We start from the raw sequence: 23,963 nt of genomic DNA on the forward strand, positions 1-23,963 counted from the left end.
AATTATCCTGACAGAGGGGGCAGGAGGGGCGAAGATACCGGTGGCGCATTACAGTTGCCTCAGCACGGCACCGAGCAACTCCACATTGCCGGCGTGCAGGCCGGTGATCGAGACGCCACCGGGCAACGACACCGTTAATCCTTCCGACGAGTTCGGGCCAGGTACCGCCGCCACTTTGGCAAAGCCAGGTGACGCCGCCGGGCGCTCCGGAACCACTACCTCTGACTCAGCCAGCTTTTTACGCCAGTAAACAAAGCGGCAATAAGTCAGCGATTGCTGTTGGCAGTAGGCCATGCCGGACAAACCGGATGCCTGCCAGTCGTCGATATGTTGCTGCCAGAGACGTTTGCGTTCGGCGTGTGTCATGATGATTCCTCCTGGTGTTTACGAGGAAATCAGTGTGGGCAATCTTGGTAACCGAATGTAGGTGCGGGTTTATTGGCGCTTACAATGAACTTCACCAGCAGGGCCAGAATGGCCCAGCTGTGGCGGCTGTCGCTTCGGTTGCTGGTGCGCAGGTAGCTCACCAGCAGATGGCGACCGCAGAACACGTACAGCGGGAAGTAACAATGGTGATCGTAGTAGGCGTTAAAGAACTTGCCGGGCTGGTCGCCATGCACCGGAACGTCGGTGCCATCAAAATCCAGCACAATTTCCTTGGGTGGAGTCTCGTGCTGTTCAATGAAGTGATGCCACAGCAGTTCGTGGGCTTTGACCACCGCCTGCCGGTCCACGCGCTGTTCCATCCGGCACAAGGTCGATTTGCCCGCCAGAATGGCATCTTCACCGGTCGCGGTCTGAAGTGCCTGATCAGCGCGTAGCGCCTCATGATCGTTCAGGTCTTCGTACCCGGCGGCCACGCCAAAGACCCGCTGCCGGATCATGGCCTGAAGCTTGTGGCGAACCAGTACCGGATTACGGGCATCGTCCAGAACCGTAGCCAGGCGCTGAGTGAGCTGGTGTTGTTTGTCGACTTCGCGAAGCAGGAGCAATCCGGCATCGGAGGTGATATGACCACCGGAAAAATCGGCTTCAATTTGGCGGCGAGAGAGTGGCGAGAAGGTCAGTTTTTCAGGTACCATTTTGGATAGCGGCTGTTGGTTCAGTGGTGATGGTGTAAGGTCCTGAAACCATAGCACTTTCAGCCGCTCCCTTCCTCCTTACGCTACCTTCTCATGAGAAATCCGGGCTAGCAGCGCAACATCGTCTGAACTCAAAATACCAGCCTCTGACGTAGTGAGGCTGTGATCAAACCCTTCTCCAACGGACTCTGCAGATGAGCCAGGCTCGACCCATTTGCCGTTGGCAAGAACCTTTACTCCGGATTGAGCTGTTAGCCAATTTTGAAACTGGTCAAATTGATCAGTTACAAACTGATCTACATCCTCAAACTCAAGTTCTTGAAAGTACATTTCTCGATTTTCGAGCACAAAATCCTGAAGAAAGTCTAACCCCTTGACCTTTTTATCTCTTTTTAATTCTCCAAGTAAACTTTCAAGGGCAGGTGAATACCATTCCTTCATTGCTGACCGCCCTCTTTCTCTAGCAGCTCTTCTAGCCTAGCCTTTAGCTCCTCAAACAATTCCAGCTCAGCACGCGAAATATCAGAAGTCTTTTTCACATGAGTAATAAATGACTTTATTTTATTAATTCGCTTTTCAGCATCGTAATCATAATCAATATCACGCAAAAGAGTCCCCGACTCCAACTGAACTCTTACTTCCTTTATCAGGACATTTTTAGAAAATTTTCTTAGGTCGGAAGGGTTTTTTACTTCAAGTTCGTTATCAGCTCTAGGTGTTATCGCATCATAAATTCTATATAGATTTTCTTTATTCTCGAACAAACCTTTCTCAGAATTCCATCCGAGCCATTCATTTTTGAAATATTTGTTACCACCTACCATTTCAGCGAAAAGCGAGAACAACTTAGAATCGGCACGTTCCGCGTATTCAGGATCGTTCTTCATCTGCATAAATGCTTGAAAACCCTGGTGACGCCTTTGCACCTCGGCCGGCCTCATTCCTAGCAAGGTGCTTATCTTTTTATAGTCCTGGCCTGATCTCACCATGTCGGTTATTAACTTGGCACTCTGATAGCCGCCCCACTGACGAGGGCCAGAAACATGCCGAATCCCCATCAGTCTGTAAGAGTAATCTTTAATCTCTTCTTCGGACCCTTCAACTAAAATAACATTTATTCTTTTATATTTTTCCTTCAACTGTTCAGGAAAGTCATCGAAGAACTTCTCCTCTCTATGATCATAATATTCCGATATAAGAGACTTGAAGGCAGCCACCCTTCTATTTCCTTCGATTACCAAAAACCTCTTCTCTTTCTTTTCACCTAAGTCATCATCCAATTCTTTTACAACGATCTTATCCACTTCCAAAAATCCATTTCTAAGAATGGAAGTTTCGAGATCAGAAATATTCTCTTTGATTAGCCTTTGCTGAGTTTCGACTTGTCTATGAACAATTTCCTTAGTCGTTAAATCAATATGATCAGCGCCATCATTAAGACGATAGTTATTAGGATCCAGCATCAGCTGACCCAACCCAACGGTTATCTCTTTAGTCTTAATGGTCATCAGCGAGTCTCACAAACTCGTTCCGGGCACAAAGCTCCCAGAACGCCAGATCTTTGATTTTACGAACTTTCTTCTTTCCATCGACACATAGGCTATAGTGTTTATCGAGCTTTCTGATTTGCCCCATAAAATATTCTTCGTCTTGCTTGCCCTGCGTGTTCAAGATGGCCTTAATTTCCTGCGACTTAATATTGGCGACCTGGTGGATCACCCAGGAGAGGATGAGCGTCGAATAGTCATTGTCTCCGGTTTTAAAGTGCGTCAGTTCCTGGGTCGAGAGGATGGTACCAACTCCAAATTCCCGTCCTTCTTTCAAAATTTTCTTCAAGCTCTCGAAGTCCTGGGACATAAAATTGTCAGCTTCGTCGACCAGAATCATTTTGGAGATCTGACGAAAATTACCATCAAGCTTCGAGCTACCCTGCTGATGCATCTGTGTGTAGAAAAGGTCTAGCGTCAACGCGACGACAAGGTTCTGGATGGTACGGTCGTATCCTGAGAGATTAATGACTGTAACACCATCAATTAGGTCATAAAGTGATTGAGTTTTACTCGTATCCGGTTCAAAAATTTCATAGGCAGATAGCACTTCGAGCGCCGCGTATAAAGAGTCGTGGTCGATCTTCTCCTGCTCCTGAAACGTTGCCCAGACATCCTCCAGAGTTGGAGCGGGCCTACTCCAAGTGCTTTCATCATTTGAGTAAATGCCGGCAGCTTCATAGGCGTCCCGGATCACCGTGCGCAATTTGCTTTGCTGCTTTACGCCAAGGTTATAAGACTTTGTCATCGACGAAATGAACTGACCAGCAACATGCACCGGTAGCTTCTTCTTGTCTCCAAACAAGGCAAATGGGTTGAAAGGCAAGCAGTCAAGTTCGAAAACCTTGGCATTAGTCGCCTGTACAAAATCGTCTTTAACGTAGTCAGCCTTGTAGTCGAAGATCAGCATCCCTATTGGGGCTCCGTCAACGTTATGATTTTGATTTCGAACAAGCTGAGTAATCAGTGACTTAGTGAATTGGGTCTTCCCTGTGCCCATCGTGCCAATAATTCCGGTATTCGTATTGAAGAGCTTTTCGGTATTCGTAGGCTCCCAATAGACTACCTCACCGCTTTGAACATCCTTGCCAAACTCTACCCTGAGCGGCTCGGCAGGTGCCACAGGTTCGGAATCGCCCACCTTTTCTTCAGAAGTATCATCAGCCGCAGCGGGGAAGACACCGCTATCATGTTTTGAAAATGGGTACACGACCGTTTCCGCCTTAGTGGGGGCAGGCTTCGTCGCTTCATCCTCTTTTGTGCCTGCAAGTTGTTGCTCAGTGAAAGGCTGCAGAAAATACTCTTTGGGCACATGAAGGAGTGACGAGTTGTCGATTTTCGCTCTAAGGTCTTGGTAAGGGGTCCTTACTAGCTCATCCAGTAACCCCATCGGTATTTCAGCCTGAAGAACTTCTTCAGCTATTTCATACTTCTCTTCAAAACAGGACTCATTGTTGATGTGAGCTACTACCATTGCACCGGGATAATTCGGGAGCTGACCGATCCCATACAGGCCTTCTAACCACTCTTCGCGATGGTTTAAGAAATCCTCGAAATGGTTATCCTCGAAAACTCGATACAGCTGATACTTCTCGATTTGCAGAAGCACTTGGCGAATGAATAGCCCGCGATAGAGACGCGACGCAAGCGTGTCCGGTCCCAAGAGATCTTCTTCCATGTATCGCTTCAACTCAACCGCCTGCTCTCTCGCCTTGGAGAAATCAGGGCGGCCCCCAGCTTTTACCTCCACAGGTAGGAGGTAGAGTTGTCCTTCCTTAAAACCTGCGAACAGGATATCGTCAGAGATTGCACCTTTTTTGATCTTGCGATTGTGGCGCGAGAAATCACTATCGGTCATCGCAAGTCCAATATTGCCGGCCACTCTGATCATTTCGGCGACAGAGATAGGAATCCAGGTGATATCTGACTGGGCCAAAAGGGTACTAACGATTTTATAGGCACCGATAATGCCTTCTTTCGCAATCTTTTCTTTCGAGTGGTCGGTAATCAGTCTGAGCAGCCATTCACCATTGAACGCATTGAACTCTCGAATCAATTCATTGCCAGCATTGCCCAAGACGTTCTTATAAAGGTCAACTTGCTTGGTGACGGTGATCGCGTCATAACCCGACGAGCTTGTGTATTGATCGGAGTAGTGAATCAGAATCACGCCTTCGGTGGCTTCAAAGAACTTCAGCGTGACCTTTGGATCTATGATGGTCGTCCAGACTGAACTATCGTATGAGCGCTCCAGCAAGGACATAAACTCCTGACTCACTGCGAGGCTCGTGGCCGAATGATCATGATAGACATCGTTCTTGGACTGAGAGGGGCGCCAAAGCGTTCCTATTAACTTAGCCAGCTTCAAGTGCGGTGAAGAGCCGTAATCGACACCTTTCAGGCCAAACGCCGTGAAGTATCGGTCGCCCTCGCTCCTCGAAGACTCACCTGACAACAGTCCAGCGCAGGCAACACCCGAAACGTGCTCATCAATGTTGTTGTCCACAGCCTCCACTTTCTGATCATTCTTGAAGAATGTCAGGTGAGCATAAGCTTGCTGTTCCACCTGGTTGTGCTGAAACTTGCTGAACGTTAGCCTGGTTCGCAGTAGATCGATTACCGCGTCGGCATTACGACGTGCAGCTCCCTTATCGAGCCCGTACCGTTCTTTGATTTCGTCATACATCCCCATCTCAGCGAAAATATCAAACTCCGTCTCGACCAACTTCTCGTCGTAGAGATTGACGTGTATGTGACGACCGCCGAGCAAGTTCGCCTGATAGTAGGACACCAGCCCTCTGAATAACTCTGAGTTTTCTGCGTTGTTGACAGAGTTTATTAACAGAGGGGCGTCATCGACCTGGCGGAATAGCTGCTCAAATGTAGACGTGAACTCCTCGATTTTGTGCTTTACAAGATTTATCACAAAATCAAAGCTTGTATCCTGATGTGGCACTATCTCCAACCAGAGGGGGTTCTCTGGCACAGCCTGTGTATAGCTGTAACGATTGTCTCTGTCGAAAAGGTGAGGGAGTAATCCCCGTGCGTTTAATCGTCCTTTCGTAACCTCTGGTAATTCGCGAAAGCTACGCGCTTCACCATCTTCAACGATTTCTTCGACCAAACTCAGATAGTAGGCCATGACCAGCGGATGGAACGGAGTAAAAAATCGACGCTCCTCCACTGTTGCCAGCCCAATGCGAATCACCAGCCTTTCAGAGCTATCGAGCGGCTTCCCCTTCTTAATTTTGTCCAAGTACTCAACGGAAGCCAGAACATACTCTTTACCTAGGGCAACAAGTTCAGGCCCCCAGCTAGCCAGCGAGGGCAACGTCTTACGCTCTTGAAAGTAAGAAACAAGGGCGGCATAGGCTTGATATATTCTGTCGTCGGCGAGCGAAAGGTTTGAAAGTGGAATTCCTTTGCGTCGATCATTGTCCCATTCGATGCACTCTTCGTTAACGAAGGCAGACTCTGCCTGGAGCAAGGATTTTCGGAAGAATACTGGCTCCGATTCTTGGCTATCGAAGACGACGGTCTCTTTCCCTGGCCGATACACACCATTGAAGTTATCGTCTTTAAAAAGCCTGGCAAACCGACTTGGATCAAAAATCACTGGTAGCCGCAGTGCTTCTTTGCTCGGTTCTCCTTCAACGAGTACAAAGAGAGACCTGTCCCCATTCCTCAGGGTGAAATTAACTTCGTCAGACTCATCGTAGAGCTGCTCGAAATCGATCTTTCCCACTGAATTTACGTCAATTGTTTCACCGCTGTCGGATAACACGGCCTCAGGGGTGACGTCAGGATTAACGTCAAGGCAATGTTGGTCTGCCTGGAGTACGAGTGCTCTTCTCTTTCTATCGATGAGAAAGCGATTCTCAAAGTCCGAAAGATAAAAGACCCCCTGTTGCACTACTAGGCAATGAAAGCTGTATTTTTCGTTCGAAGAATCTCGATTGAGTCTCAGACTAAAAAACTCTGGTTCACCACTACATGGTCCGGAGATAGTGAAGGTCGACTTGTCGCCTCTAAAAGAGAAATCAATGTCAATGACGTCAGACATAGCTCTTGGCGTAACCAAAAGCTCCTTTTTTTCTAATCGCTGACCAACGAACTTGATCTTGAAGCTGAACACGTCCTGACCACTCGGAACCTCAATAATCAGATGCTTATCTCGCCTACCCGCCGAGGTGTCTTTCTTATCTCTTACGTCGATTTCGCAGCCATTGACCTCGATTCCTTCATAGTCGAGAGTCAGCTTTTTCTGGAGTTCCTCTTCGTCTCGAAACTCTTGGTAGTTGAGCTCGGTCCAGGGAACCTCGGCTCCTTCTCCAAAATGTTCTTGTATGAATTTTGATCCGAACTTGGTCAGCTTGTCTTCCAAGTCATTCGGGAAATGCTCAACAGCAAACTCTATCTCTTCCCTTAGCTGTCGATTCGACTCCAGTCGGCGCGCTACCTGCTTTTCGTTCGAATTGCTTAACACCTGAGGGTCGTTGAACAGCCCTAGCTCCTGGAAACGCAAGTCTCCGTCTAGCAATGCATCATGGAGGTGTCGAAATCCGAATACACTGGAGCCTTCTTCTGTGATTATCCGGGCTTGGTGCTCTAAGAGGCATCGGGAAGCGACTTGATTCTGAAGCCCACCAGATATCATGAGATCCAGCTCATTTTTTGTTTGATTAGGCGACCAAACAGCGTCGCCCTGGGCCAGGTCGAACGCACTATTAATCAAAGTATCAAGAAGGCTGTTATGTACGATTAGCAAAGCGCACCCCTCGAAAGGGGGCATTTCAGCTGCCACAGTATCCCGAAGGTTTGATATGTAGTTTTCTGTGTAGCAACCATTCTGAATATCAGGCTGCTCCAAATGCCCGGTCACCAACAAACGCACATCATTAATCCGGAGATATGATAGTTCGTGCTCGCCATAACGTAGTCGACCATCACACTGTTCTAACAACTCCGAAACAAGACGTACCGTATTTTCCGGGTCTGGTGATTTGAACTGATACCGGGCGCCCGCCTCTATCCGGGACTGAAGCCAACCACGTAGATTACTTACCAAGAAGGCTTCAAAGTGTTTTTCGGACATAAACCGCATCTCCGCTATCGCTCATTCGCTCGACGTTACCAATTCGCTCCAAAAACCTGATGATCGCTTGCTCTGACTGTCTGTCGAACCAGACCCCACGTTTTCTAAACTCCTGAAGCAGCTCTTGGAACTGAATCTGCTTTCTGCTGCCGATAGCCAGGTTTGTGAGAAGGAGTAGATAATCTTGAGAAATTGTCAGCACTCTTCCTGAGCGCCCCCTCACCTGGACAAAGTGTGGTGCAATTTCATTCTCAAATGCGTTCACAAACTTATTGTTTACAGCGTGTTGGTTCGTACCTTTTGTCCCAAAAATTTCCTTGGCAGTTCTACTGAGGATCTCAATCAGTTCTTTCGTTGATTGAGGATATTCTTCAAGAGATGGAAATTTTCTTTTTTCTCGATACTTTTCGCAGAACCTTATCAGCGAGCTATTAATGCTGTTACGCTGTAACGTATCCATATCGTTTATATCTAAAAAAATCTTCCAAAGAGGAAATTTTATCGCTTTCTTATTCTTCGGTTGATTCAGATATTCAAGCATAGAAAGAACCGGGAATAGATCGAAAGTTTTCGTCCTCAGGTGACGAAAAGCTTCTCTAACCTGATTCCGCTCTAAGCTAGCCTTCTCGGTATCAAGAATGAAAAAAAGTGGTTTACTAGCAGGCTGGTCCGTCCAACCATTGATATTCAATGCCAACTGGGAGCTATATAAGAAGGTATAAATGCTAAAAAATGCTCTAAGGTTGTCTAAGAAATATCCGGGGTGCTCCAAAAGAAAGCCAAGATCCTGGGAAAAGAGCTCTGACATAAATGGCAAATAAGGACTCTCAACGGGATCCTCATTACAATCAGTCAATTGCTGTTGGAACGCTTCAACAAGCTCTTGCTCTAGGAAATTCACTTCACTGCTGAGTTTCGGAAATCTTCGATTCGAGTCACGAATGAAGCCAATAAAAACTTGCGCAACATGTTTATTAGTAGATGCCTCAGCCTGAGCGGCTTTGGCAATTAGAAATTCCGGAGAAACTTTAAACAAGCCTGCCGCTTCATTATCGAAATACATCTTTTCAATAAGAGGGAAAATTTCTTGGTCCGTTAGCTTATACTGTAAGCGACCATAAACTGAGGACTTAAAACTCTCTAACGTTGCGCCCTTCTCAAGCCGCTTTTGAAAAGCCACCGTCAAAATGCTTCCAGCTATTGCTTCGAAATCAAGACCAGACGACTGAGACCGAAATGGCAGAAAATGGTTAACGAAGTTTTTGTTCTGAATTTCTTGTTCATCCAGCGCAAACAAGTTATCGGGAATACTCACTCGACACCTCCGACAACGATCTCACTATCTTCAATTTCATTCGTAAGATAAACGTGTTGTCTACCATCCGAAAGCATCAGCTTGTTTGAACGAATGACGAGTTTTATTACGTCGTCGACGATCTCCTCCAAAATCACAATCGTATTCTTATCGTGCTTATTCGGCCTGTACCCATCGTTTATTTTAGAAACCAGCTCAAGAAAACTAAGGTTTACATTAAACGTTTGAAGTGGTTCATCACCAACCTTAAGGCAAACCGGAAACTCGTGGATATTTGCCATCTCTTCATTTTCAATTCTTTTGAGGTCAGGCTTAATATCGGCAACTGCCGAAATAAAGACGCCGTTTCTGGAGCACAAAAATAAATGCTGTTTTGCAGTTAATGACGGATCCAACCTGTTTCCAAATCGAACCAATGCATATACAAGCTCATCCTTGTAGAAACTTCTCAGCTTTTGACGCTCCTCAGCACTTCCATCATAGCTTTTATGTAAACGCCAAATCTCAATGTATCTGTCGTAAAGCGGCTGTTCAAAATCCTTTTTGAAACGTTGATGAAAGTTATTCCCAATGGCGATATCCTGAAACAGATAGAAAAATCGCAACCAACCAGCCGACTCAATGTCGACTATGCCAAGGGCTTCCTGCACTGAATTCTGGAACTCATCGAAAGCCTCTTCTCTGATACCTAGAGGATGCTGAATGAGGAACTGATCAATACTCCGAGACCTAATCGTGCATGGGTCAAAATGGCTGATAACATCACTCAAGTCATTGTGACCAGCCACAAATAGATTGTTGAAAAGCAAGCTGGGGCCGCAAATCAAATGGTGAACGAAATCGAGCAGAGCCCGCGCAGAAAGAAATTGATCAAATTTCAATCTAGCAGAGAGAAGCAAGTGGACTATCCGATCACGCACCTGCTCGTGTTTGAGTAACTCATAGTTCAGAGTCAGTGTGCTGGGATTCGTTCGCACCGCATCCAGATACGCCAGATGTAGCGGATTACTTTCAGTGGAGGCAACTACGCGCGAAAACAGTTCACTGATAAAGCTCGATCCGGTCTTTCCGTCCTCAATACTGAATTTCGGATACTGTTCAAAGTTAAGGAACTTGTATGAGACTGAAATTTCGTCCCCACTTTGGAGGTAGGATTCAATGGCACTCCTGATGTTTTCGTGGCGGGGATGTCCTTGAGATGCAAAGTTAAATAGCATCCCGACATTTATTCCAATGACCAGCGGCTTGTCCGACTCACGGTGCTCGTCAAAGAGCTGGTCTAACGCTTCAATTGCATCTTGGTCGGGTTTAAACGCATGAGTAGCATCTAGGTGAAACCTGATTCTGTCCGAGTAGGTCTCGTAATAGCGTTTTAGAATTTCAGACTTTCCGTCACCGGAAGAGCCACACAAGAAGATGACACTTTCTGACGAAAGGTTCGAATTCAGAAGATCTCTGAAGTCTTTCTCAATCCTCGTTTCGACGTAGAGGTAGTCTTTTAGCTCGTCTTGCTCTTTTTGTCCCGCCCCCAGCGTTGTAACCGCTTGAGCTGACGACCGAGCCAGGGTGTCAAGCAACCGTTTGAACTGCACGCTATGTCCTTAACCGTCCGGTGGTACCGCGAGTGATTATAATTTTTAGAAAAACGACCAAAGGTCATTGAGGCTACCATAGCGAGATTTCACGAGGGAAGCTAGAACCTCACCCCCTGGAGGGGAGGTATAGAAAGGTGGGAAAAGTTAATAAACTCAACAATTAAACGTTCGTTCCGATGTACCCGCAGCGTTGGCTGGCGTCGAACATCCAGCTCTTGGTGACTCTTGCACCAATGGTGAAATTTACGAGATTTCCTTCCGATGGTTCTCAATCACCATCTTCTGGCTCTTCAACGTGCTGTGCCACTTCCTGCAGCTCCACTCCAAAGTAGATGCAAAGCTTGTCCAGGATTTCTGTCGTCGTGTTGTAGCCACGCTGGTTCGCTATTTTGGACAGGGTCGTCCTATGAATCCCAGTCTCTTTCGAAACCTCATCCAGTGTAACCCTACGATTTTCTTGGAATCCTTTCTCGGCGATCAGCTCTTTTAGGCGGAATCTAATCATTGGGGCATCCTCAGCTAAGACCTCAATTCTACCGAATCAGCAGCCCACTTTCATCCAACGTTGAGCACGATCTACAAAAGATGCTTGACAGCGTCGATCATTCGCATATTATGTAGCTTGTACGCATCATAAAGCGCAAAGGAGCTACATATGAAAAGTACAGAATACCTTACAACCGAAGAGCTTGCGGAACGCATTCGTTACGACGCTCGGACCATCCGGGAGCGTCTGAAAGATGCGGTCTTGCTTGAGGGTGTGCACTACATCAGGCCGTTCGGCGGCCGGAAGATTTTGTATCTGTGGGAGCCGATTGAGAGGGACATGTTCGAACACTCTGGCCACCACTCCCTTGCAATTCCTATGGCTAACGGAGGGCGCATGAATGGGTAGCGTTCGAGTGCGTGAATCCACGCAAAAGTTGTTTTTCGATTTCAAGTACCGCGGAAAGCGTTGCCGAGAGCAGACCGCCCTCGACAACACACCTGCTAACCGGAAGAAGCTTCAAGCGATTCTGAAACGCATCGAAGCGGAAATCACTTTGGGAACTTTCGAGTACCACAAGTATTTCCCCGACAGCCCCAGGGCGCAGGAATTTACCCGGCAAGCTGAGTTGCAGCGCGCTCGGGCAGCTCATGACACGCCGCTGTTCAGTGAATTTTCACAAACATGGCTGGATGAAATGAGGATTCAGTGGCGCCGTTCCTACATCGCAACGATTGAGGGAACGCTGGAGAACTATCTGATTCCGGAATTTGGAGAGTCGGAGGTTGGCCACATCACCAGGCAGGAAATTCTTTCGTTCCGGGCGTCACTCGCCAAAGTAGAAACCCGGAGCAAAAAGCCACTTTCCGCCAGCCGTATCAACCGCATCATGACGCCATTGCGCATGATTCTGGGAGAGGCAGCCAACCGATATGAGTTTACCTCACCCTATCAGGGGATCAAATCACTGAAGGTGCCCCGCTCGGATGTGGAACCGTTCTCTCTGGAAGAAGTTCGGCTGATTCTGGACACGGTTCGAGAAGATTTCAGGAATTACTACACCGTTCGGTTCTTTACCGGTCTTCGGACCGGCGAGATCGATGGTTTGCCCTGGGATTGTGTCGATTTCAAGCGCCGGCAGATTCTGGTTCGCCAGGCCCTGGTGAAAGGCGAAATCGAACAGACAAAAACCGATGGTAGCTACCGTCACGTTGAAATGTCTCAACTGGTAGTCGAAGCGCTTGAGGACCAGAAAAAGGCAACTGGCGGAAATGAATTCGTCTTTTGTACGAGAACAGGTGGACCGCTTAACCATAACAACATCACGAAAAGGGTTTGGTACCCGCTGCTCCGCCATCTTGAGTTGCGTAAACGCCGGCCTTATCAGACCCGCCACACCGCAGCGACCCTATGGCTAGCCGCCGGTGAGAACCCGGAATGGATCGCAAGGCAAATGGGCCATACCACAACGGAAATGCTTTTTCGCGTCTATAGCCGCTACGTGCCAAATCTGACCCGCCGCGATGGCAGTGCGTTCGAGCGCCTGCTCATTAACGAATTCAACGCCAAAACTGATCTCAAGAAGGAAGGTGACTCATGAACCATTCTCAACTGTTTTCTATCAGCCGAAAGTCTTTCGCAAGTCGTTTGGCCAGTGCGCTCGCATTTTCGATGCAAATTCCTGACGGAACTCACCTCGTCGCCGTGCTTGGCGAAGGGGACGAAAGCTCGAATCTCGCTGCGCTCACTCACTGGGTGGAAAATGAGATGTGGCTGATGGACGACGAGGCCCTTCAGGACCCTCTGCCCCAACTGCTCAACAACCTGGAACGTCTTCTGCATTCTGCACAGGAGGACTTCGCATGAGCATTGTCGTCAACACCACCTGGAAGGCCGAGCCAGAAATCTTCATCGGGACCATTACCCACCTGACGGAAATCCCGAACGGGGAGGACCTGCCGGTGTTGGAACTGACCATCGAAAACTCTTTCGAGCAGTATCAGGTCGTGATGTTCCAACCTCACCGGGATCTCCAGCTCACACAAATCCCAGACTGTGCTGCTCAGATGGTGCTCTGGGAGGGTGAGCGGGGGAACGCCGTGTCGCGCTCAGACACTGTCATTCTGCTGGACACACCTGACACACTACTGCATCTGCCTGAGTCGAAACTGGTCGACCCAGATCTGGTGGTCGACATTGAACTGTTCATCGACGCGTGCCCGGTGCAACCGTTAGCTGATTTTGTTCGACGAGTACTGGGTCGACCATCAGTTGGGCTGCGCTTCTTGAATGGCGCGATGCAAGAAGCCGGCCTACAACAGCCAGGCAGCCTGGCAAGACACGGCCTTGATGTAGCCATACGATCATTCGATGCATGCCGCGGTTATAACGAAGCGGAACGCTGGCTGGCGGCTATTGCGGGACTTCTACATGGGGTAGGCCGGATTGAGTTATCTGACGCTAAACCAGTCGATTACCTAAAGGTTGTTTTGAAGAGCTTGGGCTTGCTGGCGGAAGACCTAAAACGACTAGAGCAAAAACTTCCTGAGTCGGCGCGAACCATTCAATTTATTATCGCCTCGATGTACCGCATCGGAAGCCCTACACAGCCAGATCCACAGGCTATGGTTGTGCAGTCATCCCACCTGCTTGCCGCGCAACTCCAGTCAGAACTGATGCACACAGCATCAACGCATCTGGTGAGCGCTTCTACCCGCCTCATTTCACCTTAAAAAAGGGCTATATTCAGCGGCCATGGATGGCCCTCTCCTTTTGAATTTCATCATCAACATACACTCGCCCGGTGAATCCAATCAGAGCTACGAATGCCACAAATCGAACCGCTGTCATACCATGCTGCAGAGAGCGCCTACCAAAACCTTTAGTGGGCTGATCGACCACTATTTGAGCGACACCCATTGCATTTCTAGGGCCTGCAGGGTCATCCCAACGCACCCGAATACGAGATTTGGGCAAAGACAGCTCCTGGCTCCAAAACTCCGTCATTTGCTTTCTATCAGGACCATTTTCAGGTGCACGCACATCCACCCAAGCAAAGCTCAAAAAACCTATAACATCCAGAAACTTGAGGTATAAAACTTTCTTTTCGGTCGACGGAAATTTCAGCTGCGTGTGGCTCCTCTGCACCGCATCGAGAACGTTCTCTACAAGCACTACGAAGCGTTCAGCGTCTGAGTTAGCAAGGTTAACCAGGCGTTTATACATGTTCTCGACGGCCGGATACGATGCAGTTGGTTTGGGGGGCGCCGGACACGTGCGCTGGACAGGATTGACCACTCCACCCACTCCAACTCGGTGAGCAATGCTGTGGACATTCGGTCTCTTGCCCAACGTAAATGCGTTGCGTTGACCCGGGTGGTCCTCTTTGAAATGCCGTGCATATTGGTCCATCAACCACTCGCCACGCCTATGGCACCGAGCCAAACAAGACTCGGACAAATCAAACACGTCTGCGGTCCCAGCAATCGCATTTTCCAATTTTGCACCGTTCTTTACGAGCTGAGCCATGTGATCAAGCGCACGATAAACCAACAACGCCGATTCCGGCATATCCTGTGTCTCAGGCTTGAGCCCTAATGCTGATGAGACCAACGGCTGATATTCAGCGAATGACTTGTCTACGGCTACCTCCCCCCGATTTTTAAAATGGCCCAACACCAGGGCCAGTTGAGGAAGGGTAGAACCCTTTTTAAGACCTCGACGTTTACGCAGCTGATCAAAATTATCCCGGGTAAAACCCAGGAGCTCCGCCTGACGATCGTTTGAAAAAGGACTCATCGGTACTGCCCAACGCATCAGGCCAACCGTGACGTCCAGAAGATGTGTGTATACTCGGGTGGTTTGCCCCGGAGTCGCGTGGCCCATCAAAAAACTTAGGTACTGAATCTTATCGATAGCAGGCACATACTGCTCTTCCCCACACAAAACCGCATACCAGTTCTCTCCCCAGTGAGGCATGACGATCTCACCGTCATCACTGCAGGCCCATTCAACGGGGAAAAGCTCTCCTGGATAGGATTCCATCAATCGCACAGCGTTAAACGTGGCACAGGAATGTCGCAGATTATGGAAACTCAGACCCGGCGTTCCCGAGGCGATTCGCATCGCATCCTGAACTGGTTCGATCAATGCCTTAGGCGGCATCAAAAAATTTGGCTGATGCAACTCACACAGGAGCAATTGGTTACGTTTCTTCGATGTTTGCTCCAAGACCCGCCGGCGACACCAACGCCGGACCAAATCCAATTCAGCGTCAGTTAGAAGAGCCCATAGTGGCAACACCCGGTTGGCGTTGGCCGTCTTGGTGGAGCCAAACCTATTCCCCCGAACAATTAAAGTCGGATATGCCAAGGCGGGTTCATACAATCCCTGCAAATCCCGAAGCAGCAATCGCCGGATTTCCCCTCGCCGCAAACCGCACCGATAGCCGAATATGAGTGCAATCTGTCTTGCTTCAGCTAGCCGTCGGTCTGGCTCATCATCGAGTATAGACATAGCCCTCACATATTCTGCGGGCGTTAATATCTCAGCATCCACCTGACCGTTACTGCTCACTCCCTCAATGTATGTGTCTGGCAAACCGTACTGTGTGACCAGGTCACGATGAAATCGTCTGAGAACGCCAGAGCGGTAGGCTCGCTGTTGGATTGATGAGCTGGCCTGTAGCAGCTGCGCGTACAGCCCTTCCCAATCATCTTCGTCCAGATCATTGAGGTCCTCTTCATCAATCAACTCTGCGACAAGTGGTTCAGCAAACTCTGATAGATACCGTTGAAGAGAACTATCTGTCACAGAGAATCTTAAACATGCGCACCACGAAGCTAGAACCCTGACGATGGGGGAAAAGGAATTCGCACTGGCAATTTCCATGAGCGCTTTGTAGCTCCGGCTTTTTTTGGAAAGCCGGTTCACAGTCTTATCGAGCGCCAACGCCTGAGCGATCGCTTCCATTGCCTCGTTGGAATTTTCACCTTTTAATCCATAAAGCGGACAAGGTGATTCCCTCTTAATCAACTCCGAGGTGGGTTTTGACGATTTGCTGTGCCGGATTTTTGGAACACGACCGGTAATCAATCTAATCCAGGCGTCGGGATGCATAGAGGCGGAGACGCCGGTAGCGTTTTGTACGAAACCGGCAATTCCCATGATGTCGAGCGATGCTACTGTCGAAGCCGCATCCATCAAATTACGGAGAAACCTATCGTGTTTGTCCTCGGAGACAACATTCTTTGTGGATGTGATCCGTTTAACAAACGTTGCCAATAGAAAATCAGTTGGAGCGCTCGGAAACGCTTTCAAACCATGCTCACGATTAAAGCGATGCAGGAGACACAGCGTGACTGGGTCAGGAAACCAACGGGTGCATGCCGCCCCTTCATCACATTCCACCCAATAGAACTTCCTTGCCCCAAGTTGTTTTTTTGCAGTTTGTACACCGTGGCAAATGACTTCGCAGATGGCATTGAGCCGCTTCTGGGCGCATAGCCCGCCAAACCAAATCATGGAATATATCAATCGGCCAGCATCATGCATCAGGCGTTCGTTCCCAGCCAAATCCCCACTGTCCAAGCTGTTCCAGAAATCTACCTCAATCTCCTGATAAGCCGATTTATGCTCAAAGGACCGCGGCGTCATCGGTGGCGTATCCATTCGAACGACTGTCATAAAATCTCGGTTTGGGATTTCGAGGCTATGCTTCTTGGCGATCTCATCGAGACGCCTCACCAAGTGATTGTGACGGATGCGCAGTGCATGTCCTGTCACATCAGCGCAGACAGTATCGAAAATACGCGCGATCATTCCCTCATCGATTGGGTTAGGCCAAACACCGGCAACCAAACCTGAAAAGGACTCGGCAAGAATTCGGTCCACAGCATCACGTTCGGCCTGCACGAGCTTTGCCCGCTCGTGCTCGCGCCGCTCATCACCGTGCAGCGTTTTATTTTTGGCTCTTGTATCACCCATCAGCCCATCCCTCTCAGCGGTGTCCAACCGAGTTCCGTTTGGATCTCCTCTAGCACTGGCACCAGAACTCTCTTGTACTCAATCGGCGACAGCGTAGAGAATCTCCCCATGGGCTCTCGACCCGCCACCCAGTGCCCCATAAAGGCATCCACTAATGCCACAGGGACTCTGCGATGTATCAGCTCGCTACGCAGAAGATGCCGCCCAATGTTTAGTGGCAAGCTCGAAAATGACGACAGGTGCTCATCGATCTGATCAGGGGTCACAGCGATCGGCTTCGCCATTCGCCTATTCGGCGTTGAAAGAAAGAAGAAGCTATGGTCCGGAACCGGCTCGCCCAGATACGTCTCGACCAGCCGCATCACATGGCGCCGATGGCTCAAATAGTAGTCCCAGTGACTCAAGAAATTTTCGGTCAATGGCACAATACGCGAATGGCTCCAATGGTCGCTCTCCTTGTCCGCGATCACCGCATACCTGCGATTGAGATCTACATCGGTCAACCGGGATAGGGGCGCCTGAACGCTTCGGTACCCAGTGCACAAGAAAAGCAGAAGGACCGTGTATAACGTATATGCATTATGAATATCGGGAAGCGTCGATTTCCCGATTGGCTGGCGCAAAGTTTCCTGGAAATGCGTTTTCAAATCCGTCGCCAGCTGCCTCAGCACGGGGGGCTTAGGGCAATAAGGGGAACCGATACGCCGATCAGACTGCACCAATGCTACCGGATGCAACGTGTTACGAGATTCGGGCACTAGCTGTGAGATAGCCTGCAAGTAACGTTCTTGCAGATCTGATTCATAAGCACAGTAGTAATGGATTCCAGCATGTCTGCTGATGTCATCGTGGTCACCGGCAATGAGAATTGACGTAACCATGTCACCGCCACCGTCAGACAAACGGTGGAAAAGCGCGCGTTGAACTCGCCTGAGCGTCAGCCTGACGTCGCTCTTCTTTTTAATTCGATCAAACAAGTCAGCCGCTCGTTCTGCAACACTCTCTTTTTCGTGGTTCTTGAAAAGCGCGCCACGCCAGTCACGAGGATCAGAGCCAACATGACGTTCCAGCAGACCCCAAAGAGGACCTACAATCGGCATCCGCACCGACGGCACGGTCTGGACCAATTGGTGCCGCAGTTCGGCTTCAAGCTGCGTCTTCCTTACTGGTTGCGGGGCGGCGCTTTGCCAAACTGCAGACTCATAGCAAATGTATATTCGCCCGTTTTCCCTACGTTCCGGCAAATCACCCAACCGGGATTTCAGTTGCGTCTCCAGAATCAGATCTAGCTCTCGCGATGTCAAAAGGACCAAAAGGAGGGCCAAAGCAGCTGAAAGATCGGCATTAACGGGCTCAGTGACCGCGTACCAGTATACGTAGAGTTCGTACTCCGTCGGCCGCTCCCAGCGGTTTGTCAGCGTTTGATTAGAACGTCGAAGCTGATCGGATTTTGCTCGGTCTCTAGCAACCCCATTTTTCCCACCCCAAGGCTTGCGATGCTTTGAGGAGCCTTGGCTCGTCGCTACTATGGGCCGGTGAACAAGGTCATCTGATGGGAGAGCATTGCGCTCTGCTGTTTGGAATAGTTTGTCCTGGTCAACACTGGTCTTAGCAGGGAAAGAGAGCGCCTCAATCAACGCAGCGGAATCGATCTCATCATTCTCTTCAGTATCGAGCTGAATTCGCTCCATCTCAAAGTCGCTGTCGGGCGAAGTCTCATGCTCATCTGTTTCGTCTGAGTCCTCAGTCGCATCTCCCGCTCCCCGATCAAGGAGTGACTCTTCTTGCAATGACAGTCCCAGCAGTCGTCTGGTATGTGATAAATGATCGGCTCGTAGATCCCTAAGATATTTTAAACGACGCTCTAAACGTACCAAAGACTTGTAGCATTTATCAGGCTCCGAGGTATCAACGCTCTCAAGCCCCTCCCTCCAGAGATGAGCACGGCGAAATTCAAGAAATACTTTTTGCAGGTTCGAGATCGGCACTTTGCCTTCGGGCGCCTCTGGAACTCCAACCCAAATTGAGAAAAACACATGGGCCAGAATAGACATTTGTTCCCTGTGTAAAGCCCCCTGCTCCCCTATCTTTAGCAACCCAGCATAGACCGGATACGGTGTAAGATTCGGCCGTTCCTCGGAGGTCGGATGCCAGTGATGGTCGGTTTCGGCACCATCGATAATGTTTTCACACAACAAAACTATGCCCGGCAATAGCTGGCGAAGGTCATCAAGAGTGTCGCTATTCACCTTTTCAAGAATTGAGGACATCCGACTTGCGATTGGCAAGAATGTCTCAGCGACTTCTTTGATTCGAGCACGGGTTTTGGGTGGTTGAATCAGCCGTTCAAGTGCAACACTCGGGGACATCATTTACTCCCTAACTTTTGATAAATAATCGGAGGTTCCTGGCTCAAATCTCTCTGCGATTCACGCCAGAGATCTGGGATAAGCGACTCTTTGTAGGGAAGATCGAACTAGCAGAGCCATACCTCTTCATGAAGACAAATAAACAAGAGATAGCTTTGGCATAGCCCCCTGTTTGCATTGCCATCAGGGACAAATTCAAAAGCTCTCGCTCGATCACTTCGGTGAGCAAAATGTCGGTGGGGATTGGAGGGCTTTCAACCAAAACAGGAATTGGGGTCTCAGGGTTCAAACAAGAGACCAAGACCGCAGATCGCAGATTTCCCGTTACAATGTAAATAAGGTCGCTCTCGGTTTTGTTCTCCTTCTCCCTTTCGTTCTTTTTCTTCTTTTTCTTCCTCTCTTCGACCACTATCGGATGGCGGTGCAGGTAATCCAAGATTGCTGGCTCAGGCAACTCATCCAGAGCGCTTGCCCGGAAGGGTAGCGCTGCGAATTGTTCAAGAAAGTGGGTAGCCCTCAATACAGGGGATTCCTCAACATCCTTGGGCGAGATCGTTTTCAGTGTATAGGTGTGGTCAGCCATGCTGCTCTCCTCAAAGTGATGAGAGTCATTGTGACGACCTGTAGGCGATCATTTTCTTGGCTAATTTCCGTAAAAATGTAATTTGGCTCAGATCACAATTACAAATATGTAATTTAAGCCTGAAAATGCCTTGCTTCGATCGAAAAGTGTGGAATGCTGGGATGGCGTTTCTAACAAGTGAGCTGACGGAGTACCGGACCAATGACCGAAACAAGAGCCACAGAAGAGCTGCGGGAGTGGGCTATACAAGAGGCTATAGCGTTATTTGAAGGTGATGAGATGGCAGCTATGAAATGGATGAGAACCGCCCAACGAGGGCTTGGCAACCGACCTCCACAGGGACTCATGAGTACACCGAAAGGTATTGAAAAGGTCCGAACGTTAATCGGCCGGTTGGAGCATGGAGTAATTACATAGGTGTGATCGCAGGCATCCCTGCGATCACACCTGAGCGACTACCACGCAACAAGAGTCCCCCAATAGCTTTTCCGTCAGGCGAAGCCCTCATGTTGCGGCAGCATTTCTCCTGGAGAGCGTTATAAGAGGACGGTGGGTAAACATCGTCGCCAAAATTCCTGCATCCAGAAGCCTTGGGTCTCGATACAGTGATTCCGCGAAATCGCAATCAACAGAAGGAGACCCGTATGTCAAAGTCAAAATCCGCTCAACGCTCCACCCAAGACGTCAATCATCATGCAAACCAGCTGAACCCAAACTATGGCACCAATGGAACAAATTCTGCGAATGGCCATGTGCATGGCAACCGGAGCAAGCAAATAAGCCAACGTAAAAAGTGATTCGCAACAGCCCCCACTCCCTGTGGGGGCAATCTTTCAAAGAGATCCTATGTCAGAGAATCCATGCTTTCCGACCCAGGGCGAGCTCGTTCAGTTCACGTTCGATGCCTTCGGGCTGCTGCCACGAAAATCTGACTCCGGCGACGAGTTCGATGAGACGTCAAAGAAAAGCTTTCAACGGTTACTGCAGCGCCTTGGCGATGAAGAGGGCTTACTGCTTGGTAATTTCGAGAAAGCTCTAGACACATTTCACCACTTACTGGCATCACAAATAGCCGACCAAGAGGTTTGCGACGTGGTCACGGGCACGCTCCGTGATCTCTATCGTTCCTATAACGACATGATTACTGAGGAAGGGACGTTTTTAGCAAAGCATCTGAGCGTTCTGTACTTCGGTTTCAGTCGAGCGATGGTGACGCTAATTGAGTCAGCATATTTTCATTCATTACAACACCGGCTTTTCTGTCGCTATGGACTGGTGCCGATAGAGCCGGATTGGTTCCTACCAGAAATTCAGTGCGTATTCCGGCGAACGTGAACACCCATACCGGTTGAACGTGAACACCTGATTTCTTAACGCATCACCCACCGGAGTTTGTACTCCGGGTGTTCACGTTCAGTCAATTTCCTGAAGTCGTTTTCTCATCGATTCTCCTTTCAGAGCCCAGCGATGGGCGTTGTGCATGAGCCGGTCCAGGATGGCGTCAGCCAGGGTGTTATCGCCGATGGTGGCATACCACTGATCGGTAGGCAGTTGGCTGATGATCATGGTTGAGTGCATGCCGTGACGGTCATCCATGATCTCCATCAGATCGTTCCGGTGTGCCGGTTTCAGGGCTTCGAGTCCCCAGTCATCCAAGATCAGCAACTTCACTTTGGCCAGTTGGTTCAGCGTCTTCTGGTAGGTGCCGTCAGCCTTGGCCTGAGTTAGTTCCAGCAGTAACCGGGAGATCCGGTAATACCGGGTACTGAGGCCGTTCAGGCAGGCCTGATGCCCCAGTGCACAGCCCAAGTAGGTTTTACCGCTGCCGCAGGGGCCGGTGATCAGCAGGTTCTGACCACGCTCCAGCCAGTCGATCTGAGCCAGTTGGGCCACTTGAGCTTTCTTCAGATTGCGTGGGTGCTGGTAGTCGATGTCCTGGATCGAAGCACGGAGCTTGAAGCGGGCCTGGCGTACCAGGCGGTCCTGTTTCCGGTGCTCTCGGGTCTGGAACTCCCGATCCAGCAGCAGTTCCAGGCGCTCGGCGAACGGCAGTTCGTCGTAGGTGCCCGGCTGGTTTTGCTGGTGTTCCAGGGCGGCAGCCATGCCACCCAGTTTCAGGTCTTTCAGTCTTGCCAGGGTTTGTGTCGTGCTCATGGGTGATGTCCTAGTGGAAGCTCTTCGGGCCACGGATGTTCTCGTGGTGTTGAGGGAGTTCGGCGTTCAGGGGCAGTTGTTCCGGCAGCTTGTCCCGGTTGCTCCGGAGGATGGCTTTGATGTGTTTGAGCCGGTTCAGAGCTTCCCGATTGGCGATGCGGCAGCCGGCATTCAGGCGTTGGCTGGGGTACTCCCGAGTCAGGTTGAGTAGCCCGAGACAGACCCGGTAGGCCTGCTCCGGATGTTCCCGCTCAGCCAGTCGATCACTGACCCAGGTCAGCGTGTCTGGCCCGATGTCCCGGGCCCAGTTCTTGAGACGGCCAGGGGTCCATTGCTGATGTTTGCGGTGCCGGGTCGGCATGTGACCCGCTTCGGTGGTGGTACCCGGCCTGTGACGCCGAGGATGACTCGCCACCTGGCGTTGCCGGAAGTAGATCTGCACCAGGTGATCGCTGGCCTGGACTTCCACCTGCTCGCCCACGTACTGGTGAGGGACTGAGTAATGGTGCTGCTCGAACTCGATGTGGTAATCGATATTGACCCGGCAACGCCGGATCTCGACGTACTCATAGGGCTGTTTCGGCAAGGGGCGCAGAGCTGGTTGATCCAGTGTCTCGAAGGCTGTCAGCCGGTTGCCCGGCAGCCGCCGGAACGGTCGGCTGTTCAGCTCTCCAAGCAGCGATCGGATGCACTGGTTAGCTTCTGCGAGAGTGAAGAAGGTGTGGTGACGCAACCGGGCCAGGATCCAGCGCTCCACAATTTGCACGCCGACTTCCGCCTTGGATTTGTCCTTGGGCTTGTAGGGTCTGGCTGGGAGGATGGCCACCTGATAGTGCTCGGCCAGTTGCTGGTAACTGGGGTTCAGCTCCGGATCGTACCGACAGGCCTTGCTGACACCGCTGCGCAGATTGTCCGGCACGACCATCTCCGGAAGGCCACCGAAGTACTCGAAGGTGCGCACATGACTGGACAACCAGTCTCGTAACCCCTGGCTCCAGGTGGCTTCCGCGTAGGTGTAGTTGGAGGCACCCAACACCGCCACGAACACCTGAGCGGTGCGCACTTCACCGGTCTGCGGGTTGATGATCGGCACGGTCGGGCCGCAGTAATCCACGAAGCACTTCTCACCGGCCTTATGGGTCTGGCGCATGGAGCGCTTCTGCTGCTTCAGCCAGTGCCGGTAACGGTCACAGTACTGGGAGTAGCTGTAGCAGCGATTGGGATACTGAGCTGTGTATTCCTCCCACAACAGCTGCTTGGTCATCCCTTTACGCTTGAGTTCCTGATGAACGGTGGCCCAGTCAGGCACCTGGTAGCGAGTCGATGTGGTGGGATCGGCACCGGGATAGAACAGGGCCGCAAGGCGGCCATCGTCCAAATCCTCGGGCAACGGCCAGTTGAGGTTCAGGGCATCGGCCCGGGCTAACAGCTTCTGGATGGCCCCGACACTGGTCTTGGTGCTGGCACTGATCTGCCGGATCGAGAGCCCGGCTTCCAGCCTTAGGCGAAGCACCTCTCTGATTTTACGCATTGGAATTCTCTTTGCTGGCACAACTCCGCTCCCCAAAAAAAGGGGTCAGAGTAGCAAACGGTTGAATAAACAATGCGTTAAGAAGGATTCCGGTTGAACGTGAACACCGTTTCCGGGAATGTGAACGCTGATTCCGGCATCGTGAACACCGATTCCGGAAAATCCGGAAAAGCGTTCACCTTCAATCGGAATGGCTGTTCACGTTGAACCAGAATCGGTG

General features: G+C 50.1%; 19 protein-coding genes and 1 pseudogene. 7 read left to right on the forward strand and 13 right to left on the reverse strand.

The genetic code is table 11. The features are described 5' to 3' along the window. Positions 1-48: 48 nt before the first annotated feature. From tnpA to Q669_RS17730, 8 genes and pseudogenes are all read right to left on the reverse strand, one after another. A complete protein-coding gene (gene tnpA / locus Q669_RS17695; protein WP_022993297.1) occupies positions 49-366 on the reverse strand; it encodes an IS66 family insertion sequence element accessory protein TnpA in 318 nt (105 codons plus the stop codon). 83 nt (positions 367-449) lie between these two features. After that, positions 450-1,082 (reverse strand): annotated as a pseudogene (locus Q669_RS17700) (IS1380 family transposase); the annotation flags it as partial. 78 nt (positions 1,083-1,160) lie between these two features. Continuing rightward, the gene (locus Q669_RS17705) at positions 1,161-1,523 is read right to left on the reverse strand and encodes a hypothetical protein (RefSeq protein ID WP_022993299.1); all 363 of its coding nucleotides are present in this window, start codon (positions 1,521-1,523) and stop codon (positions 1,161-1,163) included. Then, a complete protein-coding gene (locus tag Q669_RS17710) occupies positions 1,520-2,590 on the reverse strand; it encodes a ParB N-terminal domain-containing protein (protein ID WP_022993300.1) in 1,071 nt (356 codons plus the stop codon). The genes Q669_RS17705 and Q669_RS17710 overlap by 4 nt, the downstream gene beginning before the upstream one ends. Further along, a complete protein-coding gene (dptH, locus tag Q669_RS17715) occupies positions 2,580-7,724 on the reverse strand; it encodes a DNA phosphorothioation-dependent restriction protein DptH (RefSeq protein ID WP_022993301.1) in 5,145 nt (1,714 codons plus the stop codon). Before dptH ends, Q669_RS17710 begins: the two co-directional genes overlap by 11 nt. Next, positions 7,705-9,039, reverse strand: a complete 1,335-nt coding sequence (gene dptG, locus Q669_RS17720) for a DNA phosphorothioation-dependent restriction protein DptG (RefSeq protein ID WP_022993302.1) — start codon at positions 9,037-9,039, stop codon at positions 7,705-7,707. Before dptG ends, dptH begins: the two co-directional genes overlap by 20 nt. After that, positions 9,036-10,631 (reverse strand): DNA phosphorothioation-dependent restriction protein DptF, encoded by a 1,596-nt coding sequence (gene dptF, locus Q669_RS17725; RefSeq protein ID WP_022993303.1) that lies wholly within the window; start codon positions 10,629-10,631, stop codon positions 9,036-9,038. The genes dptG and dptF overlap by 4 nt, the downstream gene beginning before the upstream one ends. Before the next feature lie 271 nt (positions 10,632-10,902). Then, positions 10,903-11,139 carry a helix-turn-helix domain-containing protein gene (locus Q669_RS17730; RefSeq protein ID WP_022993304.1) on the reverse strand — a complete coding sequence of 79 codons (237 nt, stop codon included), beginning with the start codon at positions 11,137-11,139 and terminating at the stop codon, positions 10,903-10,905. Between the two features lie 150 nt (positions 11,140-11,289). Between Q669_RS17730 and Q669_RS17735 the strand changes: the two genes are divergently transcribed. The 4 genes from Q669_RS17735 to Q669_RS17750 are packed head-to-tail and all read left to right on the forward strand — an operon-like array spanning position 11,290 to position 13,853. Continuing rightward, complete coding sequence (locus Q669_RS17735) at positions 11,290-11,529, forward strand: hypothetical protein (RefSeq protein ID WP_022993305.1); 240 nt, start codon at positions 11,290-11,292, stop codon at positions 11,527-11,529. Beyond that, on the forward strand, positions 11,522-12,721 hold the full coding sequence (locus Q669_RS17740) for an Arm DNA-binding domain-containing protein (RefSeq protein WP_022993306.1): 1,200 nt from the start codon (positions 11,522-11,524) through the stop codon (positions 12,719-12,721). The genes Q669_RS17735 and Q669_RS17740 overlap by 8 nt, the downstream gene beginning before the upstream one ends. After that, entirely contained in the window at positions 12,718-12,987 is a 270-nt protein-coding gene (locus Q669_RS17745) for a hypothetical protein (RefSeq protein WP_022993307.1), read from the forward strand. The genes Q669_RS17740 and Q669_RS17745 overlap by 4 nt, the downstream gene beginning before the upstream one ends. After that, positions 12,984-13,853 (forward strand): hypothetical protein, encoded by an 870-nt coding sequence (locus Q669_RS17750; RefSeq protein WP_022993308.1) that lies wholly within the window; start codon positions 12,984-12,986, stop codon positions 13,851-13,853. Before Q669_RS17745 ends, Q669_RS17750 begins: the two co-directional genes overlap by 4 nt. 13 nt (positions 13,854-13,866) lie before the next feature. Here the strand turns inward: Q669_RS17750 and Q669_RS17755 are convergent, their stop codons facing one another. From Q669_RS17755 to Q669_RS17765, 3 genes are all read right to left on the reverse strand, one after another. Next, on the reverse strand, positions 13,867-17,106 hold the full coding sequence (locus Q669_RS17755) for a site-specific integrase (RefSeq protein WP_152525072.1): 3,240 nt from the start codon (positions 17,104-17,106) through the stop codon (positions 13,867-13,869). After that, positions 17,106-19,376: a hypothetical protein gene (locus Q669_RS17760; RefSeq protein ID WP_160170571.1), complete on the reverse strand. Its 2,271-nt coding sequence runs from the start codon at positions 19,374-19,376 to the stop codon at positions 17,106-17,108. The genes Q669_RS17755 and Q669_RS17760 overlap by 1 nt, the downstream gene beginning before the upstream one ends. 142 nt (positions 19,377-19,518) lie before the next feature. Beyond that, on the reverse strand, positions 19,519-20,058 hold the full coding sequence (locus Q669_RS17765; protein WP_022993311.1) for a hypothetical protein: 540 nt from the start codon (positions 20,056-20,058) through the stop codon (positions 19,519-19,521). A 201-nt stretch (positions 20,059-20,259) separates the two neighbouring features. Between Q669_RS17765 and Q669_RS17770 the strand changes: the two genes are divergently transcribed. From Q669_RS17770 to Q669_RS17775, 3 genes are all read left to right on the forward strand, one after another. Further along, on the forward strand, positions 20,260-20,475 hold the full coding sequence (locus Q669_RS17770) for an MbcA/ParS/Xre antitoxin family protein (protein WP_022993312.1): 216 nt from the start codon (positions 20,260-20,262) through the stop codon (positions 20,473-20,475). A gap of 227 nt (positions 20,476-20,702) precedes the next feature. Continuing rightward, positions 20,703-20,855: a hypothetical protein gene (locus Q669_RS19775; protein ID WP_200861813.1), complete on the forward strand. Its 153-nt coding sequence runs from the start codon at positions 20,703-20,705 to the stop codon at positions 20,853-20,855. Between the two features lie 49 nt (positions 20,856-20,904). Next, complete coding sequence (locus Q669_RS17775) at positions 20,905-21,393, forward strand: hypothetical protein (RefSeq protein WP_022993313.1); 489 nt, start codon at positions 20,905-20,907, stop codon at positions 21,391-21,393. 78 nt (positions 21,394-21,471) lie between these two features. Here the strand turns inward: Q669_RS17775 and istB are convergent, their stop codons facing one another. Further along, positions 21,472-22,212 carry an IS21-like element helper ATPase IstB gene (gene istB / locus Q669_RS17780; RefSeq protein WP_022993314.1) on the reverse strand — a complete coding sequence of 247 codons (741 nt, stop codon included), beginning with the start codon at positions 22,210-22,212 and terminating at the stop codon, positions 21,472-21,474. Between the two features lie 10 nt (positions 22,213-22,222). Beyond that, the gene (istA, locus tag Q669_RS17785; protein ID WP_036149966.1) at positions 22,223-23,764 is read right to left on the reverse strand and encodes an IS21 family transposase; all 1,542 of its coding nucleotides are present in this window, start codon (positions 23,762-23,764) and stop codon (positions 22,223-22,225) included. Positions 23,765-23,963: the final 199 nt, after the last annotated feature.

This window comes from Marinobacter sp. C1S70 (assembly GCF_000475355.1).
Lineage (GTDB): Bacteria > Pseudomonadota > Gammaproteobacteria > Pseudomonadales > Oleiphilaceae > Marinobacter > Marinobacter nauticus.

Excerpts from the sequence above, each read along its gene's own strand:
- tnpA (WP_022993297.1), bottom strand. The coding sequence starts at position 366 with ATGACACACGCCGAACGCAAACGTCTCTGGCAGCAACATATCGACGAC.
- Q669_RS17705 (WP_022993299.1), bottom strand. The coding sequence starts at position 1,523 with ATGAAGGAATGGTATTCACCTGCCCTTGAAAGTTTACTTGGAGAATTA.
- Q669_RS17710 (WP_022993300.1), bottom strand. The coding sequence starts at position 2,590 with ATGACCATTAAGACTAAAGAGATAACCGTTGGGTTGGGTCAGCTGATG.
- dptH (WP_022993301.1), bottom strand. The coding sequence starts at position 7,724 with ATGTCCGAAAAACACTTTGAAGCCTTCTTGGTAAGTAATCTACGTGGT.
- Q669_RS17730 (WP_022993304.1), bottom strand. The coding sequence starts at position 11,139 with ATGATTAGATTCCGCCTAAAAGAGCTGATCGCCGAGAAAGGATTCCAA.
- Q669_RS17735 (WP_022993305.1), top strand. The coding sequence starts at position 11,290 with ATGAAAAGTACAGAATACCTTACAACCGAAGAGCTTGCGGAACGCATT.
- Q669_RS17740 (WP_022993306.1), top strand. The coding sequence starts at position 11,522 with ATGGGTAGCGTTCGAGTGCGTGAATCCACGCAAAAGTTGTTTTTCGAT.
- Q669_RS17745 (WP_022993307.1), top strand. The coding sequence starts at position 12,718 with ATGAACCATTCTCAACTGTTTTCTATCAGCCGAAAGTCTTTCGCAAGT.
- Q669_RS17750 (WP_022993308.1), top strand. The coding sequence starts at position 12,984 with ATGAGCATTGTCGTCAACACCACCTGGAAGGCCGAGCCAGAAATCTTC.
- Q669_RS17755 (WP_152525072.1), bottom strand. The coding sequence starts at position 17,106 with ATGGGTGATACAAGAGCCAAAAATAAAACGCTGCACGGTGATGAGCGG.
- Q669_RS17760 (WP_160170571.1), bottom strand. The coding sequence starts at position 19,376 with ATGTCCTCAATTCTTGAAAAGGTGAATAGCGACACTCTTGATGACCTT.
- Q669_RS17765 (WP_022993311.1), bottom strand. The coding sequence starts at position 20,058 with ATGGCTGACCACACCTATACACTGAAAACGATCTCGCCCAAGGATGTT.
- Q669_RS17770 (WP_022993312.1), top strand. The coding sequence starts at position 20,260 with ATGACCGAAACAAGAGCCACAGAAGAGCTGCGGGAGTGGGCTATACAA.
- Q669_RS19775 (WP_200861813.1), top strand. The coding sequence starts at position 20,703 with ATGTCAAAGTCAAAATCCGCTCAACGCTCCACCCAAGACGTCAATCAT.
- Q669_RS17775 (WP_022993313.1), top strand. The coding sequence starts at position 20,905 with ATGTCAGAGAATCCATGCTTTCCGACCCAGGGCGAGCTCGTTCAGTTC.
- istB (WP_022993314.1), bottom strand. The coding sequence starts at position 22,212 with ATGAGCACGACACAAACCCTGGCAAGACTGAAAGACCTGAAACTGGGT.